Annotated in this window: 24 protein-coding genes; 19 read left to right on the top strand and 5 right to left on the bottom strand. The window is 74.2% G+C overall.

Annotated features, from left to right (window positions below; all coding sequences use genetic code 11):
• Positions 1-5: 5 nt before the first annotated feature.
• The 3 genes from RDV89_RS13305 to dapD form a co-directional block, all read right to left on the bottom strand.
• On the bottom strand, positions 6-1,454 hold the full coding sequence (locus tag RDV89_RS13305; protein ID WP_315733537.1) for a PAS domain S-box protein: 1,449 nt from the start codon (positions 1,452-1,454) through the stop codon (positions 6-8).
• Between the two features lie 100 nt (positions 1,455-1,554).
• A complete protein-coding gene (locus tag RDV89_RS13300; protein WP_315733536.1) occupies positions 1,555-2,547 on the bottom strand; it encodes a VldE C-terminal domain-containing protein in 993 nt (330 codons plus the stop codon).
• Between the two features lie 33 nt (positions 2,548-2,580).
• Entirely contained in the window at positions 2,581-3,585 is a 1,005-nt protein-coding gene (gene dapD, locus RDV89_RS13295; protein ID WP_438823280.1) for a 2,3,4,5-tetrahydropyridine-2,6-dicarboxylate N-succinyltransferase, read from the bottom strand.
• A gap of 98 nt (positions 3,586-3,683) precedes the next feature.
• Between dapD and RDV89_RS13290 the strand changes: the two genes are divergently transcribed.
• Entirely contained in the window at positions 3,684-4,304 is a 621-nt protein-coding gene (locus RDV89_RS13290; RefSeq protein ID WP_315733534.1) for a hypothetical protein, read from the top strand.
• Between the two features lie 74 nt (positions 4,305-4,378).
• On the opposite strand, the gene RDV89_RS13285 is transcribed toward RDV89_RS13290, so the two are convergent.
• Positions 4,379-5,332 carry a putative endonuclease domain-containing protein gene (locus tag RDV89_RS13285; RefSeq protein WP_315733533.1) on the bottom strand — a complete coding sequence of 318 codons (954 nt, stop codon included), beginning with the start codon at positions 5,330-5,332 and terminating at the stop codon, positions 4,379-4,381.
• A 133-nt stretch (positions 5,333-5,465) separates the two neighbouring features.
• Here RDV89_RS13285 and RDV89_RS13280 point away from each other — a divergent pair, with 133 nt between their 5' ends.
• The 11 genes from RDV89_RS13280 to RDV89_RS13230 all read left to right on the top strand — a co-directional run bounded on the left by RDV89_RS13280 (position 5,466) and on the right by RDV89_RS13230 (position 17,632).
• Positions 5,466-6,887 carry a lipase family protein gene (locus RDV89_RS13280; protein WP_315733532.1) on the top strand — a complete coding sequence of 474 codons (1,422 nt, stop codon included), beginning with the start codon at positions 5,466-5,468 and terminating at the stop codon, positions 6,885-6,887.
• A gap of 61 nt (positions 6,888-6,948) precedes the next feature.
• The gene (locus tag RDV89_RS13275) at positions 6,949-7,968 is read left to right on the top strand and encodes a patatin-like phospholipase family protein (protein WP_315733531.1); all 1,020 of its coding nucleotides are present in this window, start codon (positions 6,949-6,951) and stop codon (positions 7,966-7,968) included.
• Between the two features lie 68 nt (positions 7,969-8,036).
• The gene (locus tag RDV89_RS13270; protein WP_315733530.1) at positions 8,037-8,276 is read left to right on the top strand and encodes a DUF6458 family protein; all 240 of its coding nucleotides are present in this window, start codon (positions 8,037-8,039) and stop codon (positions 8,274-8,276) included.
• Between the two features lie 316 nt (positions 8,277-8,592).
• On the top strand, positions 8,593-11,988 hold the full coding sequence (gene ileS / locus RDV89_RS13265; protein WP_315733529.1) for an isoleucine--tRNA ligase: 3,396 nt from the start codon (positions 8,593-8,595) through the stop codon (positions 11,986-11,988).
• Positions 11,989-12,040: 52 nt separating this feature from the next.
• On the top strand, positions 12,041-12,865 hold the full coding sequence (locus RDV89_RS13260; protein WP_315733528.1) for a siderophore-interacting protein: 825 nt from the start codon (positions 12,041-12,043) through the stop codon (positions 12,863-12,865).
• A gap of 49 nt (positions 12,866-12,914) precedes the next feature.
• On the top strand, positions 12,915-14,003 hold the full coding sequence (gene dapE, locus RDV89_RS13255) for a succinyl-diaminopimelate desuccinylase (RefSeq protein WP_315733527.1): 1,089 nt from the start codon (positions 12,915-12,917) through the stop codon (positions 14,001-14,003).
• A gap of 146 nt (positions 14,004-14,149) precedes the next feature.
• Positions 14,150-14,878, top strand: a complete 729-nt coding sequence (locus RDV89_RS13250) for an LOG family protein (RefSeq protein ID WP_315733637.1) — start codon at positions 14,150-14,152, stop codon at positions 14,876-14,878.
• Between the two features lie 10 nt (positions 14,879-14,888).
• Positions 14,889-15,215, top strand: coding sequence for a DivIVA domain-containing protein (locus tag RDV89_RS13245; RefSeq protein ID WP_315733526.1), 327 nt, complete (start codon positions 14,889-14,891; stop codon positions 15,213-15,215).
• Positions 15,216-15,221: 6 nt separating this feature from the next.
• The gene (locus RDV89_RS13240) at positions 15,222-15,656 is read left to right on the top strand and encodes a hypothetical protein (protein ID WP_315733525.1); all 435 of its coding nucleotides are present in this window, start codon (positions 15,222-15,224) and stop codon (positions 15,654-15,656) included.
• Between the two features lie 127 nt (positions 15,657-15,783).
• Positions 15,784-15,951, top strand: a complete 168-nt coding sequence (locus RDV89_RS13235) for a DUF3117 domain-containing protein (RefSeq protein ID WP_315733524.1) — start codon at positions 15,784-15,786, stop codon at positions 15,949-15,951.
• Between the two features lie 16 nt (positions 15,952-15,967).
• Positions 15,968-17,632: a leucyl aminopeptidase family protein gene (locus RDV89_RS13230; protein ID WP_315733523.1), complete on the top strand. Its 1,665-nt coding sequence runs from the start codon at positions 15,968-15,970 to the stop codon at positions 17,630-17,632.
• A gap of 57 nt (positions 17,633-17,689) precedes the next feature.
• Here the strand turns inward: RDV89_RS13230 and RDV89_RS13225 are convergent, their stop codons facing one another.
• Entirely contained in the window at positions 17,690-18,358 is a 669-nt protein-coding gene (locus RDV89_RS13225) for an O-methyltransferase (RefSeq protein WP_315733522.1), read from the bottom strand.
• A gap of 292 nt (positions 18,359-18,650) precedes the next feature.
• On the opposite strand from RDV89_RS13225, the gene sigE reads away from it, so the two are divergent.
• The 7 genes from sigE to pntB all read left to right on the top strand — a co-directional run bounded on the left by sigE (position 18,651) and on the right by pntB (position 26,528).
• Positions 18,651-19,316, top strand: a complete 666-nt coding sequence (gene sigE / locus RDV89_RS13220; RefSeq protein ID WP_315733636.1) for an RNA polymerase sigma factor SigE — start codon at positions 18,651-18,653, stop codon at positions 19,314-19,316.
• Between the two features lie 4 nt (positions 19,317-19,320).
• Positions 19,321-19,860: a hypothetical protein gene (locus RDV89_RS13215; RefSeq protein ID WP_315733521.1), complete on the top strand. Its 540-nt coding sequence runs from the start codon at positions 19,321-19,323 to the stop codon at positions 19,858-19,860.
• Complete coding sequence (locus RDV89_RS13210) at positions 19,857-21,440, top strand: trypsin-like peptidase domain-containing protein (RefSeq protein ID WP_315733520.1); 1,584 nt, start codon at positions 19,857-19,859, stop codon at positions 21,438-21,440. The genes RDV89_RS13215 and RDV89_RS13210 overlap by 4 nt, the downstream gene beginning before the upstream one ends.
• Positions 21,441-21,506: 66 nt before the next feature.
• Entirely contained in the window at positions 21,507-21,749 is a 243-nt protein-coding gene (locus RDV89_RS13205) for a helix-turn-helix domain-containing protein (RefSeq protein ID WP_315733519.1), read from the top strand.
• A gap of 70 nt (positions 21,750-21,819) precedes the next feature.
• A complete protein-coding gene (locus RDV89_RS13200) occupies positions 21,820-23,208 on the top strand; it encodes a glycoside hydrolase (protein WP_315733518.1) in 1,389 nt (462 codons plus the stop codon).
• Positions 23,209-23,495: 287 nt separating this feature from the next.
• Entirely contained in the window at positions 23,496-25,136 is a 1,641-nt protein-coding gene (locus RDV89_RS13195; RefSeq protein ID WP_315733517.1) for a Re/Si-specific NAD(P)(+) transhydrogenase subunit alpha, read from the top strand.
• A 3-nt stretch (positions 25,137-25,139) separates the two neighbouring features.
• Positions 25,140-26,528 (top strand): Re/Si-specific NAD(P)(+) transhydrogenase subunit beta, encoded by a 1,389-nt coding sequence (gene pntB / locus RDV89_RS13190; protein ID WP_315733516.1) that lies wholly within the window; start codon positions 25,140-25,142, stop codon positions 26,526-26,528.
• Positions 26,529-26,539: the final 11 nt, after the last annotated feature.

The raw sequence follows: 26,539 nt of genomic DNA, 5'->3' as shown, positions 1-26,539 counted from the left end.
GCCGCTCAGGCGGCGTACGGCAGCAGGACCCGGAAGGTCGAGCCCTCACCGACGGCGCTCGTCACCTCGACGCGACCCCCGTGGGCCTGCGTGATGGCCTTGACCAGCGACAGACCGATCCCGGCGCCCGGGGTGCAGGCGGCGATCGCGGACGGCGTGCGGTAGAGCCGCTCGAAGACGACCGGGAGCTCGTCCGCCTCGATGCCGACGCCGTCGTCGGTGACCGTGATGCTGGCGCGCCCGTCGACGTCACCGCTGGAGACCGTCACGGTGCCGCCCGCAGGCGTGAACTTCAGGGCGTTGGAGACCAGGTTGTCGACGACCTGCCGGAGCCGGTGGGAGCGGCCCCGCACGAGGGCGGCGCCGTGGCCGGGCGACACGCCGAGCCTCACGCCGCGACCGGCCGCGACGGGCAGGGCCTGGGCCACCGAGGCGCGCACCAGCGCGCCCAGGTCCACCACGTCCGCGCCGGGGCCCTCGTCGCCGACGGAGGCGACCGTCAGCAGGTCGTTGACCAGCGCCAGCTCGCGGTGGGCGTTCTGCCGCACGATCTCGAGCATGCTCGAGGTCTGCGCCGGCAGGGGCTCGTCGTCGAGGACGAGCTCGAGGTAGCCGATGATCGAGGTCAGCGGGGTGCGCATCTCGTGCGACACCGTCGCGACCAGGTCCTCGCGCACCTGGTCGACCTGGGCCTGGATCCGGTTGCGCTCGCTGAGGTCGCGGATCGAGGCCGACAGCAGCAGCTCGTCGTCGGTCACGAGCGGCGCGAGGGAGATCTCGACGGGGATCTCGTGGCCGTCGCGGTGCAGGGCGTACAGCTCGCGTCCCGAGCCCATCGGGCGTACGTCCGGGGCCGCGGCGAACGCCGCACGCATCCGCCGGTGCCCCTCCCGGTGCCGGGCCGGCACCAGGATCTCGATGGGCTGGCCGACCAGGTCGTCACCCGCGTACCCGAACACCGCCTGCGCCTGCTGGTTGGCCAGGACGATGGTGCCCGCCGCGTCGGTGATGACGAGCGGGTCGGGCGCGGCGTCGACGAGCTGGCGGAAGCGCTCCTCGGAGCGCTTGCGGGCCGTGATGTCGCGGACGGTCGCGCACACCCAGCGGCGCCCGTCCTCCTCGATCGTCGCGAGCGAGATCTCGGCGGGGAACTCGGTGCCGTCCTTGCGGTGGCCGCGCAGCTCGAGCAGGTCCATCCGGTGTCCGGAGTAGCCGCCGCGCCGCCCCGGGTGCAGGGCCCGGAAGCGCGGCGGCATCAGCACCTCGACGGGCTGTCCGCAGATCTCGTGCTCGGCCCAGCCGAAGACCTCGGTGACGTGCGGGTTGGCGAGGACGATCAGTCCGGCGTCGTCGACGACGACGACCGCGTCGGGCACGGCCGCCACGATGCCGGCGTGCAGCGAGGGCGCGACGGGCCGGCCGGCGCGCGCGTGCTCCTGGTCCATCATCCGCATGGTGTCCTCCTCGGGAGGACCCTGCGGCAGGCACGCGCCGCATCGGAGGGGTCTTGCGACTCTCTTGCGACAGCGCTGAGGTGCGGAGGCGGCGTGCGGGTCAGTGCACGTCGACGTGCACGTGGTCGCGGTGCTCCAGGATCGCGGCCGTCGCCGCGTCCACGTCCGAGGTGTCGATGTCGTAGGTGCGCCATCCCTGGCCCGAGCGCCGCGCCGTCCAGATCTGCCCGTCGTAGATGACGGTCGCGACGTCGAGCCGCTCGGCGTGCGCCACGAGGTACTGCGCCACCGACCAGCCGAGCCGCTGCGTCTCGTCGGTGACGGGCCGGGTGAACACGTCGATGGCCCGGCCGTCGTAGTGCGCGGAGTTGGCCGAGTGGCCCGAGTCGACGCCGCCCGGCGCGAACCCACCGAGGGAGAGCTCGCCGTAGGCCGCGGCGAGCTCGGTGCGCAGCGTCGCCGCCCGCACCGTCAGGCCGGTCTCGGCCACCGACGCCTCGTCGGCCGCGGCGTCCGCCTCGTCGCGCGGGTCACCGTCGACGTTGCAGGTGAAGGCCGCCTGCGACCACCCGGTCAGCGCGGAGGCCAGCACGCGGGCGTCGGCCTCGTGGTCGGCGTACGCGTCCGGGTACGCCGAGCGCTGGACCGCCTGCGCCGCGACGGTGACGGGCATGTCCGCGTACCCCTCCACGTCGACGAGCGCGTCGTAGAACGCGGCCGTCGCGTAGTAGGGGTCCTGCAGCTCGTCGACCGTGCCCCAGCCCTGGGAGGGGCGCTGCTGGAAGATCCCGACCGAGTCGCGGTCGCCGTAGGAGAGGTTGCGGATCTTGGACTCCTGGTACGCCGTCGCCAGCGCGATCGTGACCGCCCGGGCGGGCAGGCCACGCTCCATCCCGACGGCGGCGATCAGCGAGGCGTTCTCGGCCTGCTCGAGCGTGAGCTCCACCTCGAGGTCCTCGACGCTCGCGACGCAGCCGCGGGCGCCGGGCAGCAGGTCCTGCACGCTGCGCACCACCCAGACGCCGGCCACGACGACCACGCCGGCGACGAGGCCGGTGACGACCAGGACGGTCAACGCACGACGGGCGCGCACGGGTCTCCTCCCTCCGGGCCGGCCGGCCCGACGTCAGTCGTTCGCGTGCAGCGCTGCGTTGAGGGACACGCCCTCGCTCTTCCACGGCACGGCCTCGAGGGCGCCGGAGACGGAGTTGCGGCGGAACAGCACGTTGGAGGCGCCCGAGAGGTCGGCGGCCTTCACGACGCGGGGCTCGGCGCCGGGCTCGAGGACGGTGACCTTCGAGCCGGCGGTGACGTAGCAGCCCGCCTCGACGACGCAGTCGTCGCCGAGCGAGATGCCCAGACCGGCGTTGGCGCCGAGCAGGCAGCGGCGCCCGACCGAGATGACCTGCTTGCCGCCGCCCGAGAGCGTGCCCATGATCGAGGCGCCGCCGCCGACGTCCGAGCCGTCGCCGACCACGACGCCGGCCGAGATGCGGCCCTCGACCATGGACGCGCCGAGCGTGCCGGCGTTGAAGTTCACGAAGCCCTCGTGCATGACGGTCGTGCCGGACGCGAGGTGGGCGCCGAGGCGGACGCGGTCGGCGTCGGCGATCCGGACGCCCGTGGGCACCACGTAGTCCGTCATCCGGGGGAACTTGTCGACACCGAAGACGCTGACGTGCACCCCGGCCGCCTGCAGGCGGGCGCGGGTGAGCTCGAAGCCCTCGACCGCGCACGGCCCGGCGGAGGTCCACACCACGTTGGCCAGCAGGCCGAACTGGCCGTCGAGCGAGATCGAGTGGGGCGCGACGAGGCGCGCGGAGAGCAGGTGCAGGCGCAGCCAGACGTCCTCGGTCGAGGTCGGCGCGGACTGCAGGTCGGCCACGACGTGGCGCACCTCGCGGGTCACGCCGCGCAGCTCGTCGACCCCGGCCAGCGCGTCCAGGTCGGAGCCCGCGGCGGCGTCGACCGGCCCGTCGCCGTCGGCCGTCGGGGCCTCGCCCAGCGCGGGGGCGGGGAACCACACGTCGAGCACCGTGCCGTCGGCGGCGACGGTGGCGAGGCCGACGCCCCAGGCGCGGGTGGGGGCGGTCGGAGCGGCGGGAGCGTCAGTCGTCGTCACGCCCGTCATGCTACGGACCTCCACCGACCGTCCACCGACGAGGCCGCCAGGCGCTCCCGACGCCCGGCACCGCCCGGGCCGGTGTGGCCTCCAGTACCGTCTCGACCATGCACCCGGACTCGAACGGGCGCCGTGAGGCGCTGCGACTGGTACGCCGTGGAGCCGCCGCCTCGCTGGTCGGCGGGCTGGCCTGGGCCGGCTGGGAGGCGGCCCGCGCCGTCGTGCCGGCGGGCGCCGTGCGCGACCGGATCGCGCGGCTGCGCGGCGGTGGCGACGACCTCGACTTCGTGCCCGACGTCGAGCCCGGCGACTGGGAGACCCGTGAGCTCGACGCCGACGTGCGGCTGCTGACCGACGCCCTGCTGTCCCAGACCGAGGACTTCGGCGCGCTGGCCCTGCGCGCCCAGCTGCTGCGCGCCGCGACGACGGACGCCCGCCGCCACCCGCAGGAGCCGGTCGACTTCCAGACCTTCGAGGTGCCCGACGACGTCCCGTTCGCGGTGCCCGCGGACGCCGAGTTCCCGGTGCGCGCGCGCTTCGTGGGGCCGGACGGCGAGGCGTACGCCGTGTCCCTGCGCGTCGACGAGGGGCGGCTGGCCTACCTGCGGCTCGCGGCCCTCGACGGCGGCGGCACCGGCGGCCCCACGCCGGTGCGCACGTGGCCCGCACCCGCCGAGGTCACCTTCTGGATCGACACCATCAAGGGCCCGGAGCCGGTCCTGCGCTGAGCGCTGGGTCCCCGGGTTGCGGTACCTCCGATAGGTGTCGACTACCGGAGATACCGCAACCCCGGTCGCGGCGGTCACGCTCGCGGTACGCCGTGCGCGGCGAGATCGCGGGCCACGTCGTCCGGCGCGACCCGCAGCTCGAGCGCGGTGCACCCGATCACGATGCGGTGCCGCGAGGTGAGCCGCCGATGGCGCCGCTTGTCGTCGGTCCACGCGGTCGCCTCCATGTGGAACGCCCCGTCCACCTCGAGGACCAGGACGACCCCGTCCGGCAGGTCCCACTCCGCGTCCGTCCACCGTCGGCGTCCCGCGCTGTCACGCCGACGACGCTGACGGGCGGGCGGCGCCAGCCCGGCACGGCGGCACACGTGCCCGAGGTCGATCTCCGCGACCGACTGCGCCCCGCCCGCGATGTCCTCCAGGACAGCGGTGAGCAGCTTCGTCCGGGGCAGCGGCTGCAGCCGGTCCAGCCACACGCGCAGGGCCTCGGCCGTGGTCCTGCGCTGCTGGACGCAGGCGGCCACGACCCCCACGGCGGACCGAGGGTGCGTCAGGCGCGAGGCGAGCAGCAGCGCGGCGGGCTCGACGCGCAGCGTCGGGAGCCCGTCCTTCCGCACGGTCCACGCGACGAACGGACGTCGCGTGCGTACCCATTCGAATCCCGCGACCGGATGGTGCTGACCCACGGGGACGACGACGCACACCAGCGGCGACTCCCACCCCCGCACCCCGTGGACCTCCAGCGCCGTCCGCCCGGCCAGGGCGGCGTCCCCGGGAGGGTGCAGCACGCCGGTCCAGCGCCGCTGCAGGACGTCGGGGACGCCCGTCGTCAGACCGACGACGTTCGGCGTACGCGCCGTCCACTGGCGCAGCGCCACCCGCCGGCGCACCTCCTCGCGGTGCACGCCCAGATGGCGGAGCTGTTGACGGCTGACGACTCCCGCCTGGTCGCCGGCCAGCCGGTCGAGGTCGACCCGCCACGGCTCGCGGCGCGCGCGGCGCCGGTCGTCGGGCGGGGCGAGGCTCATGCCGCCCGATTGTGGGCGCGCGAGCCCGTTCGTGGCGGGCCTCCTCCACAGGCAGCGGCGCGACCGTCCTGGGTTGCGGTATCTCCGATAGTTGTCGACTACCGGAGGTACCGCGACCCGAAGGAGCGGCGCCATGCCCGACGATGGAGCGGTGCTGCGCCGGACCGCCTTCGCCGTGACCCTCCTCGGGCTGCTCGCGCTCGTCGTCGCGTGGCCGGTGACGTCGCTGTGGCTGCTGCCGCGCCTCGCGCTCGTCGTCCTCGTGGTGGCGGGTGTCGTCGTGGGCCTGCGCTCGGTGTGGCGCCGCGACATCCAGGACCCGCGCGACGTGCGCGGCGGCGCGTGGCGCGAGCGGGTGCGGGGGCGGCGTCGGCTCCCGACCACCGTGTGGCTCGTGGCGGCCGCCGTCACCGTGCTGCTGGTCGCGGCGACCGCGGTGGTCCAGGTCGGCAGCCGTCCGACGGTCGGCGACTTCTACACCCCGCCCGACGACGTGCCCGCCGAGGCGGGCCGGCTCGTGGCCTCCGAGCCGCTCGACGCGGGCTCGGCGGACCTCGAGGGCTGGCGGATGCTCTACACGACGGTCGACGCGTCCGGCGTGCCGGTCGTCGCCAGCGCCGCGGTGGTGGCGCCGCGCGAGGTCGCCGGGCCGCTGCCCGTGGTGACGGTCGGCCACGGCACGTCGGGCATCCGCCCCGAGTGCGCCCCCTCGGCGACGGGGGAGGCGTACGGCGGTCTGCGCGCCGCGCTCGAGCCCGTCGCCGTCTCCGGTGCCGTGGGCGTCGCGCCGGACTACGTCGGCCTGGGGGTGGAGAGCCCGGACGGCGTGCACGCGTACCTCGACGGCCCCAGCGAGGCCAGTGCCCTCCTCGACGCCACGCGCGCGGCCGACGAGCTCGTCGCGACCACCGGCGAGGTGGTGCTGTGGGGCCACTCCCAGGGCGGTCACGCGGCGCTGTGGGCGGCGACCTCCGCGGCGACGTACGCCCCCGACCTCGAGGTGCTCGGGGTCGCGGCGATGGCTCCGGCCACCGACCTGCCGGGCATCGTCGAGGACGTCTCGAGCACCGCGGTCGGCCGCGTGCTGGCCTCCTACCTCGTCGAGAGCTGGGACGCGCTCCACCCCGACCTCGACGTGCGCGCCGACGAGGGGTGGTTCGAGGGGCGCGCGATCGACCGGATGGCCGCGCGCTGCCTGCTCGGGCGCGACGCGGCCGCCGCCGTCGCGGCCGGCAGCCAGCTCACCGAGGACGTGCTGAGCCCGACGCAGGCACGCACGGGGGTGACGGGCGAGCTGCTCGCCGCCCAGGTGCCCACCGCGGCCACCGACGCGCCGGTCGTCGTCGCCCAGGGAGCCGACGACGCCCTCGTCTCGGCGGCCCGCCAGCGGGCGTGGGTCGAGCAGCGGTGCGCGGCGGGGGAGTCCCCGGGCTACGTCGAGTACGCCGACCGCGACCACAACTCGCTCACCGACGCCGGCTCGCCGCTGGTCGACGACCTCGTCGCGTGGACCGCGGCGCGCGTCGCGGGCGAGCCGTTCGAGGGCGTCTGCTGACCGGCCGGCCGAGCGCACCGGCCCGCTGACGCGCGTGCGTACGCGCGAGTAACCTCGAGGCGTGAGCAGCCTGCCCCGTCGTCCCGGCCCCCGCGTCGCGCTCGCCCTCGGCAGCGGCGGCGCGCGCGGGTACGCCCACCTCGGCGTGATCCGCGAGCTGCGGGCCCGGGGCTGCGAGGTCGTCACCGTCGCCGGCACCTCCATGGGTGCGGTCGTGGGCGGCCTGGCCGCAGCGGGGCGTGAGGAGGACTTCGCCGCGTGGGCCTCCGGGCTGCGCCAGCGCGACGTGCTGCGGCTCATGGACTTCAAGCTCTCCGCGCCCGGCGCGGTCGCCGCCGACCGCCTGCTGGGCGCCATCGGCGAGCTGTTCGGCGACACCGACATCGCCGACCTCCCGGTCCCGTTCACGGCGGTCGCGACCGACCTCGGGTCGCGGCGCGAGGTGTGGTTCCAGCGCGGCCCGCTGCTGCCGGCGGTGCGGGCCTCGATCGCGATCCCCGGCTTCTTCACACCGGTGATGATCAACGGCCGCCTCCTCGTCGACGGCGGCCTGCTCAACCCCGTGCCCATCGACCCGACGACCGCGGTGCCCTCGGACCTCACGGTCGCGGTGTCGCTGCTGGGGCGGCGTACGCACGCGCGCCAGGCGCCGGCGCAGGAGTCGAGCGCGCCGCAGCGGCGCGAGGAGTGGCGCGACCGGCTGCGCCGCACCGTCGCCAGCATCGCGGGACGCGAGGGGGCCGACGACCCCAAGGACGCCGACGAGCCCGCCGACCACAAGGCGCCCGCCTCCGCCGAGGCCGTGGAGGTCGTCGAGCCCGTCGAGCCCGTCGAGCCGCTGCTCGGCATCGACCCGCTGCCCAAGGACCTGCGGCTCACCGACGTCACCGGGCAGGCGTTCGAGGCCATGCAGGGGCTGGTGCACCGCTACCGCCAGGCCGCGTTCCCCGCCGACGTGACGATCGACGTGCCGGTCGACGCCTGCCGCACCCTCGACTTCCACCGAGCCGCCGAGATGATCGATCTCGGGCAGGAGCTCGCGGCCCGCGCCCTCGACGCGGCGGGCCTGCCCGTCACCTGAGGGGTGCCATGCTGGTCGGATCGCCGCGGCGTCCGTCCGCGGCGTCCCCTCGAGAGCGGAGTCGTGTCATGGGTTACGGATTCGGTGGATTCCTGGTCGTGGTCGGTCTCGTGCTGGCGCTGGCCGTGCAGGACCGGGTCGAGGCGGTCGACCTGACGATGGTCGGCTGGATCATGACGGCGGTCGGCGTCGTCCTGCTGCTGCTCACGGCGCTCACGCTCGGTCGGCGCGGCCGGGCCCGCACCGCCACGACGACGACGCACCCCGACGGGTCGCAGAGCGTGCGGGAGTCGCGCACCGACATGTGACGACGAGCGCGAGGAGTACGCCCGGGGCCGGGCGCCGCAGCTGATTCGCGGCGCCCGGCCCCGCGGCGTACCATCCCCGGCAGAGGCGTCCGAGCCGTCATCAGCGGCGAGCCTCCGGAAGAACGGCGGGTCCGCGCAGCAGCGGACCGCCCAGTAGAACCGGACGGGTGGGCCCGTGACAGCCCGCGAACGAGCGGTCGTCGCTCCCGAGCCGGGGGCGACGGCAAGCGAGGTGGTACCGCGGCGTCCCGGCCGGTCCGGGCAGTCGTCCTCGTGCGGGCCCCGGCCCACGAGCGACGGCACCAGGAGACACGCGATGGCGTACCCCAAGGTCTCGACCAGCGGCACCGACCGCGTCCCCACGTCCCCCCGCTTCCCGGAGATCGAGAAGCGGGTGCTGGCCTACTGGGAGTCGGACGACACCTTCCAGGCGAGCATCGACGCGCGGGACGCGGGCGAGCACGGCGAGAACGAGTACGTCTTCTACGACGGCCCGCCGTTCGCCAACGGCCTGCCGCACTACGGCCACCTGCTGACGGGCTACGTCAAGGACATCGTGCCGCGCTACCAGACCATGCGCGGGCGTCGCGTGGAGCGCCGCTTCGGGTGGGACACCCACGGTCTGCCGGCCGAGCTCGAGGCGATGCGCCTGGGCGGGATCAAGACGACCGACGAGATCCTCGAGCTGGGCATCGAGAAGTTCAACGCGGCCTGCCGCGCGTCGGTGCTGAAGTACACCGGCGAGTGGCGCGACTACGTGACCCGCCAGGCCCGCTGGGTCGACTTCGACAACGACTACCGCACGCTCAACCCCGACTACATGGAGTCGGTGATCTGGGCGTTCAAGACGCTGCACGACAAGGGCCTGGTCTACGAGGGCTTCCGCGTGCTGCCCTACTGCTGGAACGACGAGACCCCGCTGTCGAACCACGAGCTGCGGATGGACGACGACGTCTACCAGAACCGGCAGGACCCGGCGGTGACGGTGGGCGTACGCCTGCACGGCGCGGGCCCCGACGGCGGCGACGACCCGCTGGCCGGCGCGCTGGCCCTGGTGTGGACGACCACCCCGTGGACCCTGCCCTCGAACCTCGCCGTCATGGTCGGCGAGGACATCGACTACGTCGTGGTCGAGTCGTCGTTCACGGGCACCCCGGAGCGCTACGTGCTGGCCGAGCCGCGCCTGGCCGCGTACGCCCGCGAGCTGAAGGACGAGGGAAGCGACTCCCTCGAGGACCAGGTCGTGGCCCGCTACCGCGGCGCCGAGCTGGCCGGGCGCGCGTACACCCCGCCCTTCTCCTACTACCTGGGCCACGAGAACGCCTTCCGCGTCGTGACCGCCGAGTTCGTCACCACGACCGACGGCACCGGGCTCGTCCACACCGCCGGCGCGTTCGGCGAGGACGACAAGGTCGTCACCGACCGCGAGGGCATCGAGGCGGTCATGCCGGTCGGCAAGGACGGCCGGTTCACCGCGCCGGTCGACGACTACGCCGGCATGCAGGTCTTCGACGCGAACCCGCACATCATCGACCACCTGAAGGCGGCGACGTACGCCGGCAACCACCTCACCGGCGCGCTCGAGACGCCCGACGACGGTGCACCCGCGGCGGCCGAGACGGGCGCGGTCAGCCCCGGCACGGTGCTGCTGCGGCGCGAGACCTACGACCACTCCTACCCGCACTGCTGGCGCTGCCGGCAGCCGCTCATCTACAAGGGCGTCTCGTCCTGGTTCGTGCAGGTCACCGCGTTCAAGGACCGGATGCTCGAGCTGAACCAGGACATCCGCTGGGTGCCCGACCACATCCAGGACGGCCAGTTCGGCCGCTGGCTGGAGAACGCCCGCGACTGGTCGATCACCCGCAACCGGTTCTGGGGCTCCCCGGTGCCGGTGTGGAAGAGCGACGACCCGGCGTACCCGCGCCTCGACGTCTACGGCTCCTTCGCCGAGATCGAGCGCGACTTCGGCCGCCTGCCGCGCAACGCGGCCGGCGAGCCCGACCTGCACCGCCCGTTCGTCGACGACCTCACCCGTCCCAACCCCGACGACCCGCGTCCCGAGGGTGAGCGCAGCACGATGCGCCGCGTCACCGACGTGCTCGACGTGTGGTTCGACTCGGGCTCGATGAGCTTCGCGCAGGTGCACTACCCGTTCGAGAACCGCGACTGGTTCGAGGGCACCCCGGCCGGTCCGGAGGGGCCGGGGCTCAAGGCCCACAGCCCGGCCGACTTCATCGTCGAGTACATCGGCCAGACCCGCGGCTGGTTCTACACGCTGCACATCCTGGCCACGGCGCTGTTCGACCGGCCGGCGTTCTCGACGTGCATCAGCCACGGGATCGTGCTGGGCAGCGACGGCAACAAGATGAGCAAGTCGCTGCGCAACTACCCCGACGTCTCGGAGGTCTTCGACCGCGACGGCGCCGACGCGATGCGCTGGTTCCTCATGGCCAGCCCGATCCTGCGCGGCGGCAACCTCGTGGTCACCGAGCAGGGCATCCGCGACTGCGTGCGCCAGGTGATGATCCCGCTGTGGAACAGCTGGTACTTCTTCAGCCTCTACGCCAACGCGGAGGCCGTCGAGGCCCGCACCCGCACGGACGCGAGCGACCCGCTGGACCGCTACATCCTGGCCAAGCTGCGCCAGTACGTCGCGACCATGACCACCCAGCTCGACGACCTCGCGATCGCTGACGCCTGCGAGACCACGCGCGGCTTCCTCGACGTGCTGACCAACTGGTACATCCGCCGCTCCCGCGAGCGGTTCTGGTCGAGCGGCGAGGACGTCGACGCCGACGCCTTCGACACCCTGTTCACGGTGCTCGAGACGGTCTGCCGGGTCACCGCGCCGCTGCTGCCGCTGACGACCGAGGAGGTCTGGCGCGGCCTGACCGGCGGCCGCTCGGTGCACCTGGCGGACTGGCCGACCGTCGGCGACCTGCCGGGCGACGACGCGCTGGTCGACGCGATGGACCTGGTGCGCGAGGTGTGCTCGGCCGGCTCCGCGCTGCGCAAGGGTGCGCGGCTGCGCAACCGCCTGCCGCTGGCGTCGCTGACCGTCGTCGTGGAGGACCCCGCCGCGGTCGAGGCCGTGCTGCCGGGCTTCGGCGCCCTGGTCGCCGACGAGCTGAACCTCAAGGCCGTGCGCCTGGTCGCGGCCGACGCGGCCGAGGCGTCGGCGTACGGCGTCTCCCAGCGCCTCAGCGTCAACGCGCGCGCCGCGGGACCGCGGCTCGGCAAGGACGTCCAGGTCGCGATCAAGGGCTCGAAGTCGGGTGACTGGTCGGTGGCCGAGGACGGCACCGTGACGGCGGGCGGCCTGCTGCTGGCCGAGGGGGAGTACACCCTCGAGACCGTCGCCGCCGGCTCGGAGGGCGAGGCCATCGGCGTGCTGCCCGCGGGCGGGTTCGTGGTGCTCGACACGAGCGTCACCCCGGAGCTGGCCGCCGAGGGCGTGGCGCGTGACGTCGTCCGCGCCGTGCAACAGGCCCGCAAGGACGCGGGGCTCGACGTCTCCGACCGGATCACCCTGGTGCTCGGGGGCGACGACGCGGTGGCCGAGGCGCTGCGCACCCACGAGGCGCTGGTCGCGGGCGAGACGCTCGCGACGTCCTACGTGGTCGGCACGGGCATGGTGCCGACCGGTGCGTTCGTGGCCGAGGCCGCGGTCGGCGACGGCCTGTCGGCGACGATCGCGCTGGCGAAGGTCTGAGGCGGGTCGAGTTAGGCTGACCTAAGTCGTTTCACCACCGAGGAGTCCCCGCATGCCCACCCGCCTGACCGTGACCGGTCGCGCCGCCCTGACCGAGCACCTCGTCCGCGTCACCTTCGAGGGCGACCTCGCGGGCTTCGCCGAGAGCACCGACACCGACCGCTACGTGAAGCTGATCTTCGCGCCGGCCGGCACGGAGCTCGAGGAGGGCTTCGACCTGCGGCAGATGATGGCGACACTGCCGCCCGAGCAGGTCCCCACGGTGCGCACCTACACGGTGCGCGAGCTCGACGTCGCCGCCGGCACGCTGGCGATCGACTTCGTCGTCCACGGCGACGAGGGCGTCGCCGGCCCGTGGGCCGCCTCCGTGGAGGCCGGGACGGTGCTGTGGGTCAACGGCCCCGGCGGGGCGTACGCCCCCGACCCGGCCGCCGACGCGCACCTCATCGTCGGCGACGAGTCCGCGCTGCCGGCGGTCGCCGCCGCGGTCGCGGAGCTGCCGGCCGACGCCCGCGGCCACGTGATCGTCGAGGTCGCCGGCCCCGGGGACGAGCTCGACCTCCCGGTGCCCGACGGCGTCACGCTCCGCTGGCTGCACCGCGGTGCCTCCTCGCACGAGACCGACCTCGTCGGCGAGCGCTCGCCGATGGTCGAGGCCGTGCGCGCCCTCGAGGCCGACGGCTGGCCGGAGGGCCGGGTCCAGACCTTCGTGCACGGCGAGGGGGACGCGGTGATGCACCAGATCCGGCCCCTGCTCAAGCGCAACGGCGTCGCGCGCGGCGACCTGTCGGTCTCGGCGTACTGGCGCCGCGGCCGCACCGAGGAGGGCTTCCGGGTCTGGAAGCAGGAGCTGGCGAAGGCGGAGGGGGGCGCCTGACCCCACGGCGCTGCGCCGCCGCGACGGTGCTCCCTGGTTGGATGGGGCCATGCAGCCCACGCCGCACCTCGACCTGTCGGCGGACGTCGTCGCGCTGACCGCCCAGCTCGTCGACATCGAGTCCGTCAGCCTGGCCGAGCACGCCCTCGCGGACGCCGTCGAGGCGGCTCTGACCCCGTTCGACCACCTGACGGTGACCCGACGCGGCAACACCGTGGTGGCCCGCACCGACCTCGGTCGGCCCGAGCGCGTCGTGATCGCCGGGCACCTCGACACCGTCCCGGTCAACGACAACCTGCCGCACCGGCGCGAGCAGACCCCCGACGGCGAGCTGCTGCACGGCCTCGGCACGTGCGACATGAAGGGCGGCGACGCGGTCATCCTCACGCTGGCCGCGTCGCTGGTCGAGCCGAACCGCGACGTCACCTACATCCTCTACGACGCCGAGGAGATCGAGGAGGAGCACAACGGGCTGCGCCGTCTCGCGCTCTCCGACCCCGACCTGCTCGCCGCCGACTTCGCGATCCTCATGGAGCCGTCGAACGCCTCGGTGGAGGCCGGTTGCCAGGGCACGCTGCGCGTCGAGGTGCGCACGCGCGGGGAGCGGGCCCACTCGGCGCGCAGCTGGCGCGGCTCCAACGCGATCCACGCCGCCGCCGACGTGCTCGCCCGCCTCGCGGCCTACGAGCCGCGCCGCCCGGTGATCGACGGGCTGGAGTACCACGAGGGACTGAACGCGGTGTTCGTCTCCGGCGGCGTCGCGGGCAACGTGGTGCCCGACGAGTGCGTCGTCACCGTGAACCACCGCTTCGCGCCGGACCGCTCGGAGGCGGAGGCGCAGGCGTACGTCCGTGAGTTCTTCGCCGGCTACGACGTCGTGCTGACGGACTCGGCCCCCGGCGCCCGCCCGGGCCTGGACGTGCCGGCCGCCGCGGCGTTCGTCGAGGCCGTCGGCGGCCGGGTCGGCCCCAAGTTCGGGTGGACCGACGTCGCGCGCTTCACCGGCCTGGGGATCCCGGCCGTCAACTTCGGACCGGGCGACCCGATGTACGCCCACAAGCAGGACGAGTTCGTGCCCGCCGACGACGTGCGCCGCTGCGAGCAGCAGCTGCGCGCCTGGCTCGGGGCGCCGGCGTGAGCCGTCCGGAGGAGGGGGACGCCGTGGGCCAGGAGCAGGAGCCGGGCGAGGTCGTCGACGGGCCCAAGGCGCCGATGCCGACGGGGCCGGAGCGCACGCCGCAGGCCGCGGTGCCGCTGCGCGAGCGGATCAAGCGCCGCGGGCCGATGCTGCTGCGCCGCTCGCAGGTCGACCTCACGACCACCGACCAGCGCCTCCTCGACTCCACGGGCGAGGCCGACTGGGTGCACACCGACCCCTGGCGGGTGATGCGGATCCAGGCCGAGTTCGTCGAGGGCTTCGGCGCGCTCGCCGAGCTGGGCCCGGCCATCGGGGTCTTCGGCTCCGCGCGCACCCCCGCCGACCACCCGCAGTACGCCCAGGCCGAGCTGACCGGCCGCCTGCTGGCCGAGGCGGGGTACGCCGTCATCACCGGCGGCGGGCCGGGCGCGATGGAGGCGGCCAACAAGGGCGCCTCCGAGGCCGGCGGCGTCAGCGTCGGCCTGGGCATCGAGCTGCCCTTCGAGTCGGGCCTCAACGCGTGGGTCGACAAGGGCATCAACTTCCGCTACTTCTTCGCCCGCAAGACGATGTTCGTGAAGTACTCCAGCGGCTTCGTCGTCCTGCCCGGCGGCGTCGGCACCCTCGACGAGCTGTTCGAGGCCCTCACGCTCGTGCAGACGCAGAAGGTCACGCGCTTCCCCGTCGTGCTGCTGGGCACCGCGTACTGGCAGGGGCTCATCGACTGGATGCGCGACGTGGTGCTCGCCGACGGCAAGATCCGCGAGTCCGACCTCGACCAGCTGCACCTCACCGACGACCCGGAGGAGGCGGTGCGGCTCGTCCTCGAGGAGATCGAGGGCGCCTCACGGCCCTCGGGGTCGTACCCGGAGTGAGGACCGACCGATGACGTGGATCTTCGCCCTGCTGGCCGTGGCGGCCATGGCCGGTGTCGCGGTCGTCGCGGCCGGCCACGGCGAGCCGATGGCCGAGGAGCACGGCGACCGTCCCGACGCCGGGCTGCCGCGGACCGGCCCCGTCACCGCCGACGACCTGCGCGCCGTCCGGTTCCCCGTCGTGCTGCGCGGCTACCGCATGGCCGACGTCGACGCCCTCGTCGAGCGCCTGGTCGCGGAGCGGGAGGCGGAGGACGCGTACCGCCCGCCGGCGCGCCCGGCGACGGACCCCGCCCCGGCCTCGGATGGCGACGACGCCCCGACTGAGGCACACTGACCCGCCGTGCCCGTCCCCGTCCCCGACACGTTCCTCGTGTACGTGCTCACCGTCTTCTCGGTGGTGGTCGTCGCGGCGACCCGCTGGGTGCTGAGCCCCTCGCGCGCCGGCGGGCACGGCCACGGCGTCTCGCCCGGCCTGCTGAACGTGCACACGGCCGCGGGCGTCGTCGGCGCGGTGCTGTGGTGCGGCTTCCTGTCGCTGCCCTTCGACGGCGAGACCTGGCACTCCCTGATCGGGGTCCTCGGCCTCGGCGGCTGGTGGATCACCGGCTGGTTCGGCCTCCTGCTGCTCGGCCGCTGGCTGCCCAGCCGCGGCCGGCACTCCGACGCCCAGGACCACGGCTGGGTCCTGCCGTTCGTCGTCGCGCTCGTCGGCCACGTCGGCGTCGCGCTCTCGGCGGTCGTGTTCACCCTGGGATACCTCTTCGCCACCGTCTGAGCGCGAAACTCGGTCGTCTCCGAGGTTTCGACGACGGCATGGGGGATAATGACCCACAGCACATCGACCACCGGTCCGACGACGTCCCGGTGGTTCGATCGATCCTGATGAGAGAAGAGGTGCACGGATGGCGGCGATGAAGCCGCGGACCGGCGACGGTCCGCTCGAGGTCACCAAGGAAGGTCGCGGCATCGTCATGCGCGTCCCTCTCGAGGGAGGTGGCCGGCTCGTCGTGGAGCTGAACGCCGAGGAGGCAGGGAACCTCGGCGACGCCCTCAAGGCAGTGGTCCCCTGACGGTCGCACCGACGCCGTGACATCGCAGATCCCGCTGCCCCTGACCGGTCTTCCCGAGCAGCCGGCTCCGCCGACGTTCGAGCTCGTCACCCACCTGGGTGACGAGCTCGAACGCGTCGGGCCGGTCGTCGCCGTCGCGGTGCTCCGCGACTCCTCGGAGCCGGACACCGCCGACCCGAGCGACACGGCGGACGCGGCCGACACGACCGACCCGGCCGAGGGACCCGCGCTGCTGCTCGGGCCCGGCGCCGCCGACGTCGCCGACCGCTGGCGCCTCGACCTGCTCGCCCTCCTGGCCGCACACCGTGCGACGGGGGCGGCGGGAGAGGTCGTGCGCGTCCCGCTGGTCGGTCCCGAGGGCTCCGACGCCTCCGCGCCCTCCGACGAGCCCGCCGTCGGCTTGCTCCTGCTGGTCGGCGTCGGCGACGCCTCCGTCGCCGAGCTGCGCCGTGCCGGTGCGGCCACCGCCCGCGCCACGCGCGGCCGGGAGCGGGTCGTGTCCACCGTGCCGGCCGCGGCTGCCGACGACGCCGCGGTGACGGCGTACGTCGTGGGCGCCACCCTCGGCTCCTTCGCGTTCTCGTGGACCCGGGAGCCGTCGGAGCAGGGCCCGGTCGGCGCCGTGGCGCTCGGGCTGCTGGGCGACGGCGTGGACGGTCCCGCCGCGGACGCCGTGCACCGCGGCGTCGTGCTGGGGCGCGCCGGGTGGACCTCGCGGCTGCTGGCCACCGTTCCGTCGAACGTGAAGTCGCCCGCCTGGCTCGCCGAGCAGGCCGTCGCGCTGGGCGCCGAGCGGGGCCTCGAGACCGAGGTGTGGGAGGTCGACGAGCTCGAGCGGCGCGGCTTCGGCGGCATCGTCGGCGTCGGTCGCGCCTCCGCCACCCCGCCCGTGCTGATCCGCCTCGACTACACGCCGCCGGGACTGTCCCGCGCGGCCGCGCGCCGCACGCCGCGGATCGTGCTGGTGGGCAAGGGCATCACCTTCGACACCGGCGGCCTCTCGATCAAGCCGGCCGACGGCATGCGCACGATGAAGCGCGACATGACGGGTGGGGCGGTCGTGATCGCCACCCTCGCCGCGCTCGCGGAGCTCGAGGTGCCCGTGCGCGTCACGGGGCTCGTGGCGACCGCGGAGAACGCGATCGGGGGCGCCGCGCTGCGGCCCGGCGACGTCCTGCGCCACTACGGAGGTCGCACCTCCGAGGTCACCAACACCGACGCCGAGGGCCGCCTCGTGCTGGCCGACGCCCTGGCGTACGCGGTCGACCGCCTCGACCCGGCCGTGCTCGTCGACGTCGCCACGCTGACGGGGGCGGGCAAGGTCGCGCTGGGCCTGCGCACCGGGGGCCTGTTCGCGACCACCGACGCGCTCGCCGACGCCTTCCTCGCGGCCGGTCGCTCGTCGGGGGAGCCGCTGTGGCGCCTGCCGCTGGCCGACGTCTACGAGGAGAAGCTGGCCTCGAGCATCGCCGACGCCGACAACGCGCCGGGCGGCCCGGGGGCGATCACCGCCGCGCTGTTCCTGCGGCACTTCGTGGGCGCGACGCCGTGGGTGCACCTCGACATCGCCTCGGTGGGCGACGCCGCCAAGGACGCCGACGAGTGGACGAGCGGCCCGACCGGCTTCGGTCCGCGCCTGCTGCTCGACTGGCTCACCGGCCTCGACCCGCGCGAGCTCTAAAGGCCGCGCGCCCCGTCGGGGCGCGTGGCCCGGCGGCTCAGGTACCGCCGGCGTGGTTCAGAGCAGCTTGGCGGCCAGGAGCCCGTCGCCGACGGGCAGCAGCACCGGCACGAGGCCCTCGTGCTCCGCGACCGCGCGGCCGAGGTCGCGGATCGCCACGGTCGTCTCGTCGCGGCGGGCCGGGTCGGCGACCCGGTCGTGCCACAGGGCGTTGTCGAAGACCACGACTCCGCCGGGGCGCAGCAGCCGCAGCGCCTCGGCGAGGTACGCCTCGTACTCCAGCTTGTCGCCGTCGCACAGGACCAGGTCGTAGTGGCCGTCGGTCAGGCGCGGCAGGACGTCCAGCGCCGCGCCCGGGATAGCGCGCACCCGCTGCGTCGCCACACCCGCCTCGGTGAACGCCACCTTGGCCAGCCGCTGGTGCTCGGCCTCGACGTCCACGCTGGTCAGGACGCCGTCGGCACGCATGCCGCGCAGCATCCACAGACCGGAGACGCCGGTGCCCGTGCCGATCTCGACGACGGCGCGCGCGTCCAGCACGGCGGTCAGGAACCGCAGCGCGGCGCCGGCGCCGGGACTGATCGGGACGACGCCGACCTCCTCCGCGCGGGCACGCGCAGCGACGAGGACGTCGTCCTCGACGACGAACTCCTCCGAGTAGGTCCAGCTCGCTGCGGTGATCGGGGTGGTGATGACGGCCTCCTGGGTCGCGTTCGGCGTGGTCAACCTTAGTCCCGCCGACGCCCCGATCGGCGCCGCGCCGCACCCGGGGAGCGGGGGAGAACGCGGCTTCACCGAAGTCGCGGGCCAATTCACAGACTCCTCTCAGCGCCCGTCCCTAGGTTTTCGTCCACACCGGGTGTCAGCGGCGCGGTGGAGGGGTACGAAGCGCCCCGTCGCCCGCCGGGACCCCCGGGTTGCGGCAGATGAGACGATGGGTCGGCGACCACGAGGAGAGGCACGAGTGAGCGAGGACGGACGAGGCGACCATCCGGTCGTCGGTGGCACGGATACGGCCCTGCGGGTCGACGCGACCACGCCCTGGGAGACGATCGTCGACCAGCACTCCGACCGGGTCTTCCGCCTGGCCTACCGCCTGACGGGCAACCGTCACGACGCCGAGGACCTGACGCAGGAGGTCTTCGTCCGCGTCTTCCGCAGCCTCGACTCCTTCACCGAGACGGGCACCGGCACGTTCCAGGGCTGGCTGCACCGGATCACCACGAACCTGTTCCTCGACCAGGCGCGTCGCCGTCAGCGTCTCCGCTTCGACCAGCTGTCGGTGGAGCGGGCGGAGTCGATGGCCGCCAACGTCCCCGGCCCCGCGACCGCGGTCGGCGACCGCACCTTCGACGACGACGTGGAGCACGCGCTGGCCCAGCTGGCGCCCGAGTTCCGCGTCGCGGTGGTCCTCTGCGACATCGAGGGGATGGCGTACGAGGAGATCGCCGAGATCCTCGGCGTGAAGCTCGGCACCGTCCGCTCCCGCATCCACCGCGGCCGCGCCCAGCTGCGCCAGGCGCTCGCGCACCGCGCGCCGACGGCGGGACGCACGCGGTACGCGGGACCGCGCACCGGCCCCCTGCCCGTCGTGCGGTCCGCGGCCCAGGCCGCCCGGCGCGCCACCGGCAGCGCCGCGGAGGGCCTCGCCGGTCACCGCGTCGCCCCCGCGGGGCCGAGGTGATCAGGTGACGTTCCTCGGCCACCTGGGACCGAAGGTCAGCGACCTCCTCGACGAGCAGCTCGACGCGGACGAGAGTGCCGCGGCCTGGCTGCACGTCGACGGCTGTCCTGCCTGCCGGTCGCAGGTCGAGTCCGAGGCGTGGCTCAAGCGCTCGCTGTCCGCGCTCGGGTCCTGCGAGGGCGACCGCGCGCCCGACGACCTGCGCGGCTGGCTGAGCGACGACGTGCTGGTGGCCTCGTACGCCGACGCTCCCGACTGGGTGACCGAGGCGCCCGACCCGGCCGAGCAGCGACGCCACCGTTGGGCGGTCGGCATGATCGGCGGCGGTGCCATCGGCGCGGCCATGCTGGGCGTCGTGGCGCTCGGTGCGGCTCCCACGCAGGCCCCGGCGCCGCGCGTGCCCGTCACGAACATCCGCACGGACGTCGACCCGCAGGGCCCGACCGGACCGGAGTCCGAGCCGGCCCGCAGCGTCGGCTCGGGCCTGCCCGTCGACGCCGGGACCGCGACCCCCGGGGTCGGGGAGGACGAGAGCCAGCGGTGAACGCCGACGAGACGGGCGGGCGCGACGAGCGTCCGGCCGAGGACGACGCCACGCGACCGTTGCAGCCGTACGGCTCCCCGGAGCCGGACGAGCAGGACGACCGCACCGAGGTGCGCCCCGCGCCGGGCGCGGAGACCCCGGGCTCCCAGGACATCCAGGGCTCCCACGGCTCCCAGGACCACGACGGCGCGACCGCGTTCGTCCGTTCGCCCGGGTCCTCCGAGCCGGCGGGCGGTCACTCGGCCCCCGGCGGCGGCCCGGCCGAGATCGGCGAGCCGACGTCGGTGCGGCCACGCGAGGGCTACGTGCCCACCCACGCCGGCGAGCCGGCCGGAGCGACCCACCAGCCGCAGCAGGACCCGTGGCAGCAGCCGCCGGGCCACGCGGCCTGGGCGGCGCTGCCGCCCGTGGGCCAGGCGGCCTCGCAGCCGTTCGCAGCACCCCAGGGCGCCGGCGGTCCGCCGGAGGGCCGGTCCACGGCCCCGCGGGCGCGCACACCGCGCTGGCTGATCCCGCTGGTCGCCCTCGTGGCGCTGCTGTTCGGCCTGGGCGGAGGGGTGCTCGGGTCCGTGATCTACCAGGAGACCGGCGACGACACCGCGCGCGGGCCGAGCTCCTCGCTCGAGGGCCTCGGCGTCGCGACGACCGCGCCGCTCGACGAGGACAACACCTCCGTCGAGGCGGTGGCCGCGCAGCTGCTGCCGAGCACGGTGCAGATCTTCGCGACGGGCGGCGACGAGGACGCGACCGGCTCGGGCTTCGTCTTCGACGAGCAGGGCCACATCATCACGAACAACCACGTCATCGCGGGTGCGGCGGACGGCGGCACCGTCGAGGTGCAGTCGACCGACGGCCAGCGCTTCGAGGTCGAGGTCGTGGGCCGCAGCCCGGTCTACGACGTCGCCGTCCTGCAGGCCGACGAGGCGCAGGACCTGGAGGCCGTCGCCTTCGGCGCGGCCGACGACCTCGTGGTGGGGCAGGGCGTGGTCGCGATCGGCTCGCCGCTCGGTCTCGCGGCGACCGTGACCCACGGGATCGTCAGCGCGAAGAACCGCCCGGTGACCACCGGCAGCTCGAACGACGACGCGTCCTACATCAACGCCGTCCAGACCGACGCGGCGATCAACCCGGGCAACTCGGGAGGGCCGCTGGTCAACCTCACCGGCCAGGTCGTCGGCGTGAACTCGGCCATCGCGACCACGGGCGGCGTCGCCGGGTCGGGCGGCAGCATCGGCGTCGGTTTCGCGATCCCCTCCGAGCAGGTGCTGCGCACGGCCGCCCAGATCATCGAGACCGGCGAGGCCACCTACCCCGTGATCGGCGCCCAGGTCCAGGTCGGCGGCGAGGAGACCGGTCAGGGCGCCCTCGTCGAGGAGGTCAACCCGGACAGCCCGGCCGCCCGGGCCGGGATCGAGGACGGCGACGTGGTGACCGCCGTGGGCGACCTGCGGGTCGGCACCGGCGAGGAGCTGATCGTCGCACTGCGCAGCCTCGCGCCCGGCGACGCGGTGACGTTGACGGTGCTGCGCGACGGCGACGAGTTCGAGGCCGACGTGACCCTGGGCGAGCAGACGGGCTGACGCCGTTGTCCACAGTGCGGTGCGGCGGTCGCGGCACCGGCCCCCGCCCGGTGGCACAGTAGGACCATGGCCCCCGCCCCGCGCTTCCTCACCCTCGCCGACGTCGCGGAGGTGCTGAACACCTCGAGCGCGCAGGTGTACGCACTGGTGCGGCGCGGCGACCTGCCGGCGATCAAGATCGGCGGCCGCGGGCAGTGGCGGGTCGAGTCGGAGCAGCTGGAGGGCTACATCCAGCGGATGTACGCGGAGACCAAGGCCTTCGTGGACGCGCACCCGCTCGCCGAGGAGGACGCGTCGAGCGACGCGTGAGTCGCTCAGGTGCCGGCCGGTGCGGCCGATGGGGGAGGGCGTACCTCCCCTCTCCTCCCAGGTCGTGCCCATGCCCTCCCTCGCCTCGTCCTTCCCCGCCGCCGCGCTCCTCGCGCTGCTCGCCCCGGCGCTCCAGCCGGCCGCCGCGGGCGCGCCCGTGAGCGACGCCCCGCGCGCCGCCGCCGTGTGGTCGTCCAGCGCCGCGCCCACCTTCGTGGTGACCTCCCCGGCCACGACCGCACGTCGGCTCACGCCGGTCACGACCACCACCAGGGCGGCGACCGTGACGTTCACGGTCGACACCGCCCGGCCCCAGCAGACGTGGTGGGGCACCGGCGCGGCCCTCACCGACGCCTCGGTCGAGCTCCTCGCCTCCGCTCCGGCGGCGGTGGACCTGCTGTTCGACCCGGCCGCGGAGGGCGGCGCGCGCCTCGACGCGGTGCGCCTGCCCCTGTCGTCGACGGACTTCTCCACCACGCCGTGGACGTGGGGCTGGGACGGGACGACCGCGACGCCGACCGCCCAGGCCGAGGCGGCGATCACGACCCTCACCGACGACGTGCTGCCGCTGCGTCCCGACCTCCGGGTGGTCGGCGCGGCCTGGAGCGCCCCGGCCGAGCTGAAGACGAGTCGCACCCTGCGCGGCGGCGGCCTGGCGGACGCCGGGCTCGCGACGTACGGGGACCTCCTCGTCGCCCAGTCCGCGGAGCTGCAGCGGCGGGGCGTGCCGCTGGCGGCGATCACCCTCGGCAACGAGCCCGGCCACTCCTCGGACTACACGACGATGACCATGACCGTTGCGCAGATGGCCGAGCTCGGGCGCCGCGTCTCCGCGTCCCTTCCGGCGTCGGTGGCGCTGTGGGCGGGGGACCACAACTGGGAGCACCGCGCGGCGTACGACCAGCTCGTGGCCGCCGCGCCCGGCGCCTTCGACGGCTCCGCCTACCACTGCTACGGCGGCTCGCCCGCGCAGATGGACGGGCCGACGCCGTTCCGCATCATCACCGAGTGCACGGGGACCACCGACGGGTGGGCCTCGACGTTCGCCTGGCAGTTGCGCAACCTCGTCGCCGTCCCGGTCGCGAACGGCTCCTCGGGCCTGCTGATGTGGAACCTGGCGCTCGACGCCGCCAACGGTCCGATCGACGCGGGCGCCCGGTGGGGCTGCCGCACGTGTCGCGGGCTGGTGCGGGTCGACGGCTCGCAGGTGACGCCCGGTCCGGAGTTCTACCTGCTGGGCCACCTGACCCGGGCGGCACAGCCGGGCGCACGGGTGCTGCCGGTGCGCTCCACGGCCGCGGACGCGGCGGTCGCTGCCTTCCGCAACCCGGACGGCTCGACGGGCGTCGTCGGCGTCAACCACACGTCGGTGTCCCAGGTCGTCGCGGTCAAGGTCGGCACGACCACCCGGCGCTACGTCGTCGGGCCCGGCGAGCTGTTCACCTACACCACCCGCTGACCGCTCGTCGCGCTCGACCGACCGTTCGTCGCGCCCCTCCGTCCGGAGAGGTCGCGGACCTGGCCCGCGGTGTGACGTCGCTCTCACCGCGAGGTGTGAACGGCGCCACGGCGCGGCCAATCTATGTTCATAGTTTGGAATCCTGGGACGGATCCGCGCCGGGAGGTCCGTCGACCTCTAACCTGCCCCGGGGTCGCGCGCCGCGCGACCGGTGGGGCGGAGCCGTGCTCGCGCCCCACGCCGGAAGTCGGATCGCCGTGGGTGCTCCGGAAGACGGAAGGGCACGCATGAGTGAGTCACCGGTGGGTTCGGTGCCGGAGTCGCAGCCGGGCCAGGGGCCGGGTCTGCGTCTGGGCATCGTCGCGGAGTCGGCGCCCGGGGAGGCCAGGGTGGCCGGCACGCCGACGACCGTGAAGCAGCTGGTCGCGCTGGGCTACGACGTGGTCGTGGAGTCGGGGGCGGGCGCCGCCGCGGCGTTCACCGACGAGGCGTACGCCGCGTCCGGCGCGCGCGTGGTCGGCGGCGCGGAGGCGTGGGGCAGCGCGGTCGTGCTGAAGATCAACGCGCCGAGCGACGCGGAGCTGGAGCGTCTCGCGGACGGTGCGACCCTGATCGCCCTGCTGAGCCCCAACCTGCGTCCGGAGCTGGTCACGAAGCTCGGGCGCGAGTCGCTGGGGCGGCCGGTGACGGCGCTGGCGATGGACGCGGTGCCGCGGATCTCGCGGGCGCAGTCGATGGACGTGCTGAGCTCGATGGCGAACATCGCGGGCTACCGCGCCGTGATCGAGGCGGCCCACGAGTTCGGCCGGTTCTTCACCGGTCAGGTCACCGCGGCGGGCAAGGTGCCGCCCGCGAAGGTGCTGGTCGCGGGCGCCGGTGTCGCCGGGCTCGCCGCGATCGGTGCCGCGTCGTCGCTGGGCGCGATCGTGCGTGCCACGGACCCGCGGCCCGAGGTGGCCGACCAGGTGAGGTCGATCGGCGGCGAGTACCTCGAGGTGGTCGTGCCCGAGGAGTCGAAGGAGGTCTCCTCCGACGGGTACGCGAAGGCCACGAGCGCGGCGTACGACGCCCGCGCCGCGGAGATCTACTCCGAGCAGGCGGCCGACGTCGACATCGTCATCACCACCGCGCTGATCCCGGGCCGCGCCGCGCCCCGGCTGCTGAGCGCCGCGGACGTCGCGTCGATGAAGCCGGGCTCGGTGGTCGTGGACATGGCGGCCGCCCAGGGCGGCAACGTCGAGGGTTCCGTGGCCGGTGAGCGGGTCGTGACCGAGAACGGCGTGGTGATCCTCGGCTACACCGACCTGGCCGGGCGGCTGCCCACGCAGGCCTCCCAGCTGTTCGGCACCAACCTGGTCAACCTGTTGAAGCTGCTGACGCCCGAGAAGGACGGCGTGCTGCGCCTCGACTTCGACGACGTCGTGCAGCGCGGCGTGACGGTCGTGCGTGACGGCGAGTCGACCTGGCCGCCCCCGCCGGTGCAGGTCTCTGCGGTTCCCGCGCCGGCGGCTGCCGCAGCACCCGCCCCGGTCGCCGGAGCCGGTGCCGGTGGGGGGCCGAGGAAGGAGCTCTCGCCCCAGGCGGCGGCCACCCGCCGCTACGGCCTGATCGCGCTCGGGATCCTGGCGCTGTTCGGCGTGAACGCCACCGCGCCGGCGCCGATCCCGCAGCACTTCACGGTGCTCGTGCTGTCGATCGTGATCGGCTACTACGTGATCGGCAAGGTGGCCCACGCCCTGCACACGCCGCTGATGTCGGTGACGAACGCGATCTCCGGGATCATCGTGGTCGGCGCCATGCTGCAGCTCACGAGCGACGACACCCTCGTGAGGGTGCTCGCGTTCGTGGCCGTGCTCGTCGCCAGCATCAACGTCTTCGGCGGCTTCGCCGTGACCCGACGCATGCTCAGCATGTTCTCGAAGGACTGATCGATGGACGCCCTCAGCATCTCCACCGCGGCGTACATCGTCGCCGCCCTCCTGTTCATCCTCAGCCTCGCGGGTCTGAGCAAGCACGAGACCTCGCGCCAGGGGGTCGTCTACGGCATCGCGGGCATGGCGATCGCGCTGGTCGCGACGTTCGTCGTGGTCGTCGACGGCTCGGACGCCCTCGGCGTGGTCCTGCTCGTGGTCGCGATGGCCGTCGGTGGCGCCATCGGCCTGTGGCGCGCGCGGATCGTCGAGATGACCGGGATGCCCGAGCTCATCGCCCTGCTGCACTCGTTCGTCGGTCTCGCCGCCGTGCTGGTCGGCTGGAACGGCCACCTCGCGCACCCGTACTTCGTCAGCGACGCGCTGGAGAACATCCACCGCGCCGAGGTGTTCATCGGCGTGTTCATCGGCGCGGTCACCTTCACCGGCTCGATCGTCGCCAACCTGAAGCTGAGCGCGCGGATCAAGTCCGCCCCGCTCGTGCTGCCGGGCAAGAACCTCATCAACGTCGGCGCGCTGGTCGCGTTCGTGGCGCTGACGGTCTGGTACGTCCTGGACAACCAGCTGTGGCTGCTGGTCGTGGTGACCCTCGTGGCGCTGGCCCTGGGCTGGCACCTGGTCGCCTCCATCGGCGGCGGCGACATGCCGGTCGTCGTCTCGATGCTCAACAGCTACTCCGGCTGGGCGGCCGCGGCGGCGGGCTTCCTGCTGTCCAACGACCTGCTCATCGTCACCGGTGCGCTGGTCGGGTCCTCGGGTGCCTACCTCAGCTACATCATGTGCAAGGCGATGAACCGCTCGTTCATCTCCGTCATCGCGGGCGGCTTCGGCATCGAGGCGCCGTCCTCGGGCGACACCGACTACGGCGAGCACCGCGAGATCGACGCCGCGGGCACCGCCGAGCTGCTGCGCAACGCGACCAGCGTCATCATCACGCCGGGCTACGGCATGGCGGTCGCGCAGGCGCAGTACCCCGTCGCCGACCTGACCAAGAAGCTGCGCGAGCGCGGCGTGGAGGTCCGCTTCGGGATCCACCCGGTCGCCGGCCGTCTGCCCGGGCACATGAACGTGCTGCTGGCCGAGGCGAAGGTGCCCTACGACGTCGTGCTCGAGATGGACGAGATCAACGACGACTTCCCGTCCACCTCCGTCGTGCTCGTCATCGGCGCCAACGACACCGTGAACCCCGCGGCCAACGACGACCCCTCCAGCCCCATCGCCGGCATGCCCGTGCTGACCGTGTGGGAGGCCGAGGACGTCATCGTGTTCAAGCGCTCGATGGCCGTCGGCTACGCGGGCGTGCAGAACCCGCTGTTCTTCCGCGAGAACACCCAGATGCTCTTCGGCGACGCCAAGGAGCGGGTCGAGGACATCCTGCGCGCCCTCTAGCGGGCAGGGGG

The sequence above is a fragment of the Nocardioides imazamoxiresistens genome (assembly GCF_032378595.1).
GTDB classification, from domain to species: domain Bacteria; phylum Actinomycetota; class Actinomycetes; order Propionibacteriales; family Nocardioidaceae; genus Nocardioides; species Nocardioides imazamoxiresistens.
The sequence above is the reverse complement of the archived record's forward strand: the minus strand, read 5'-3'. Positions and strand labels throughout refer to the sequence as shown.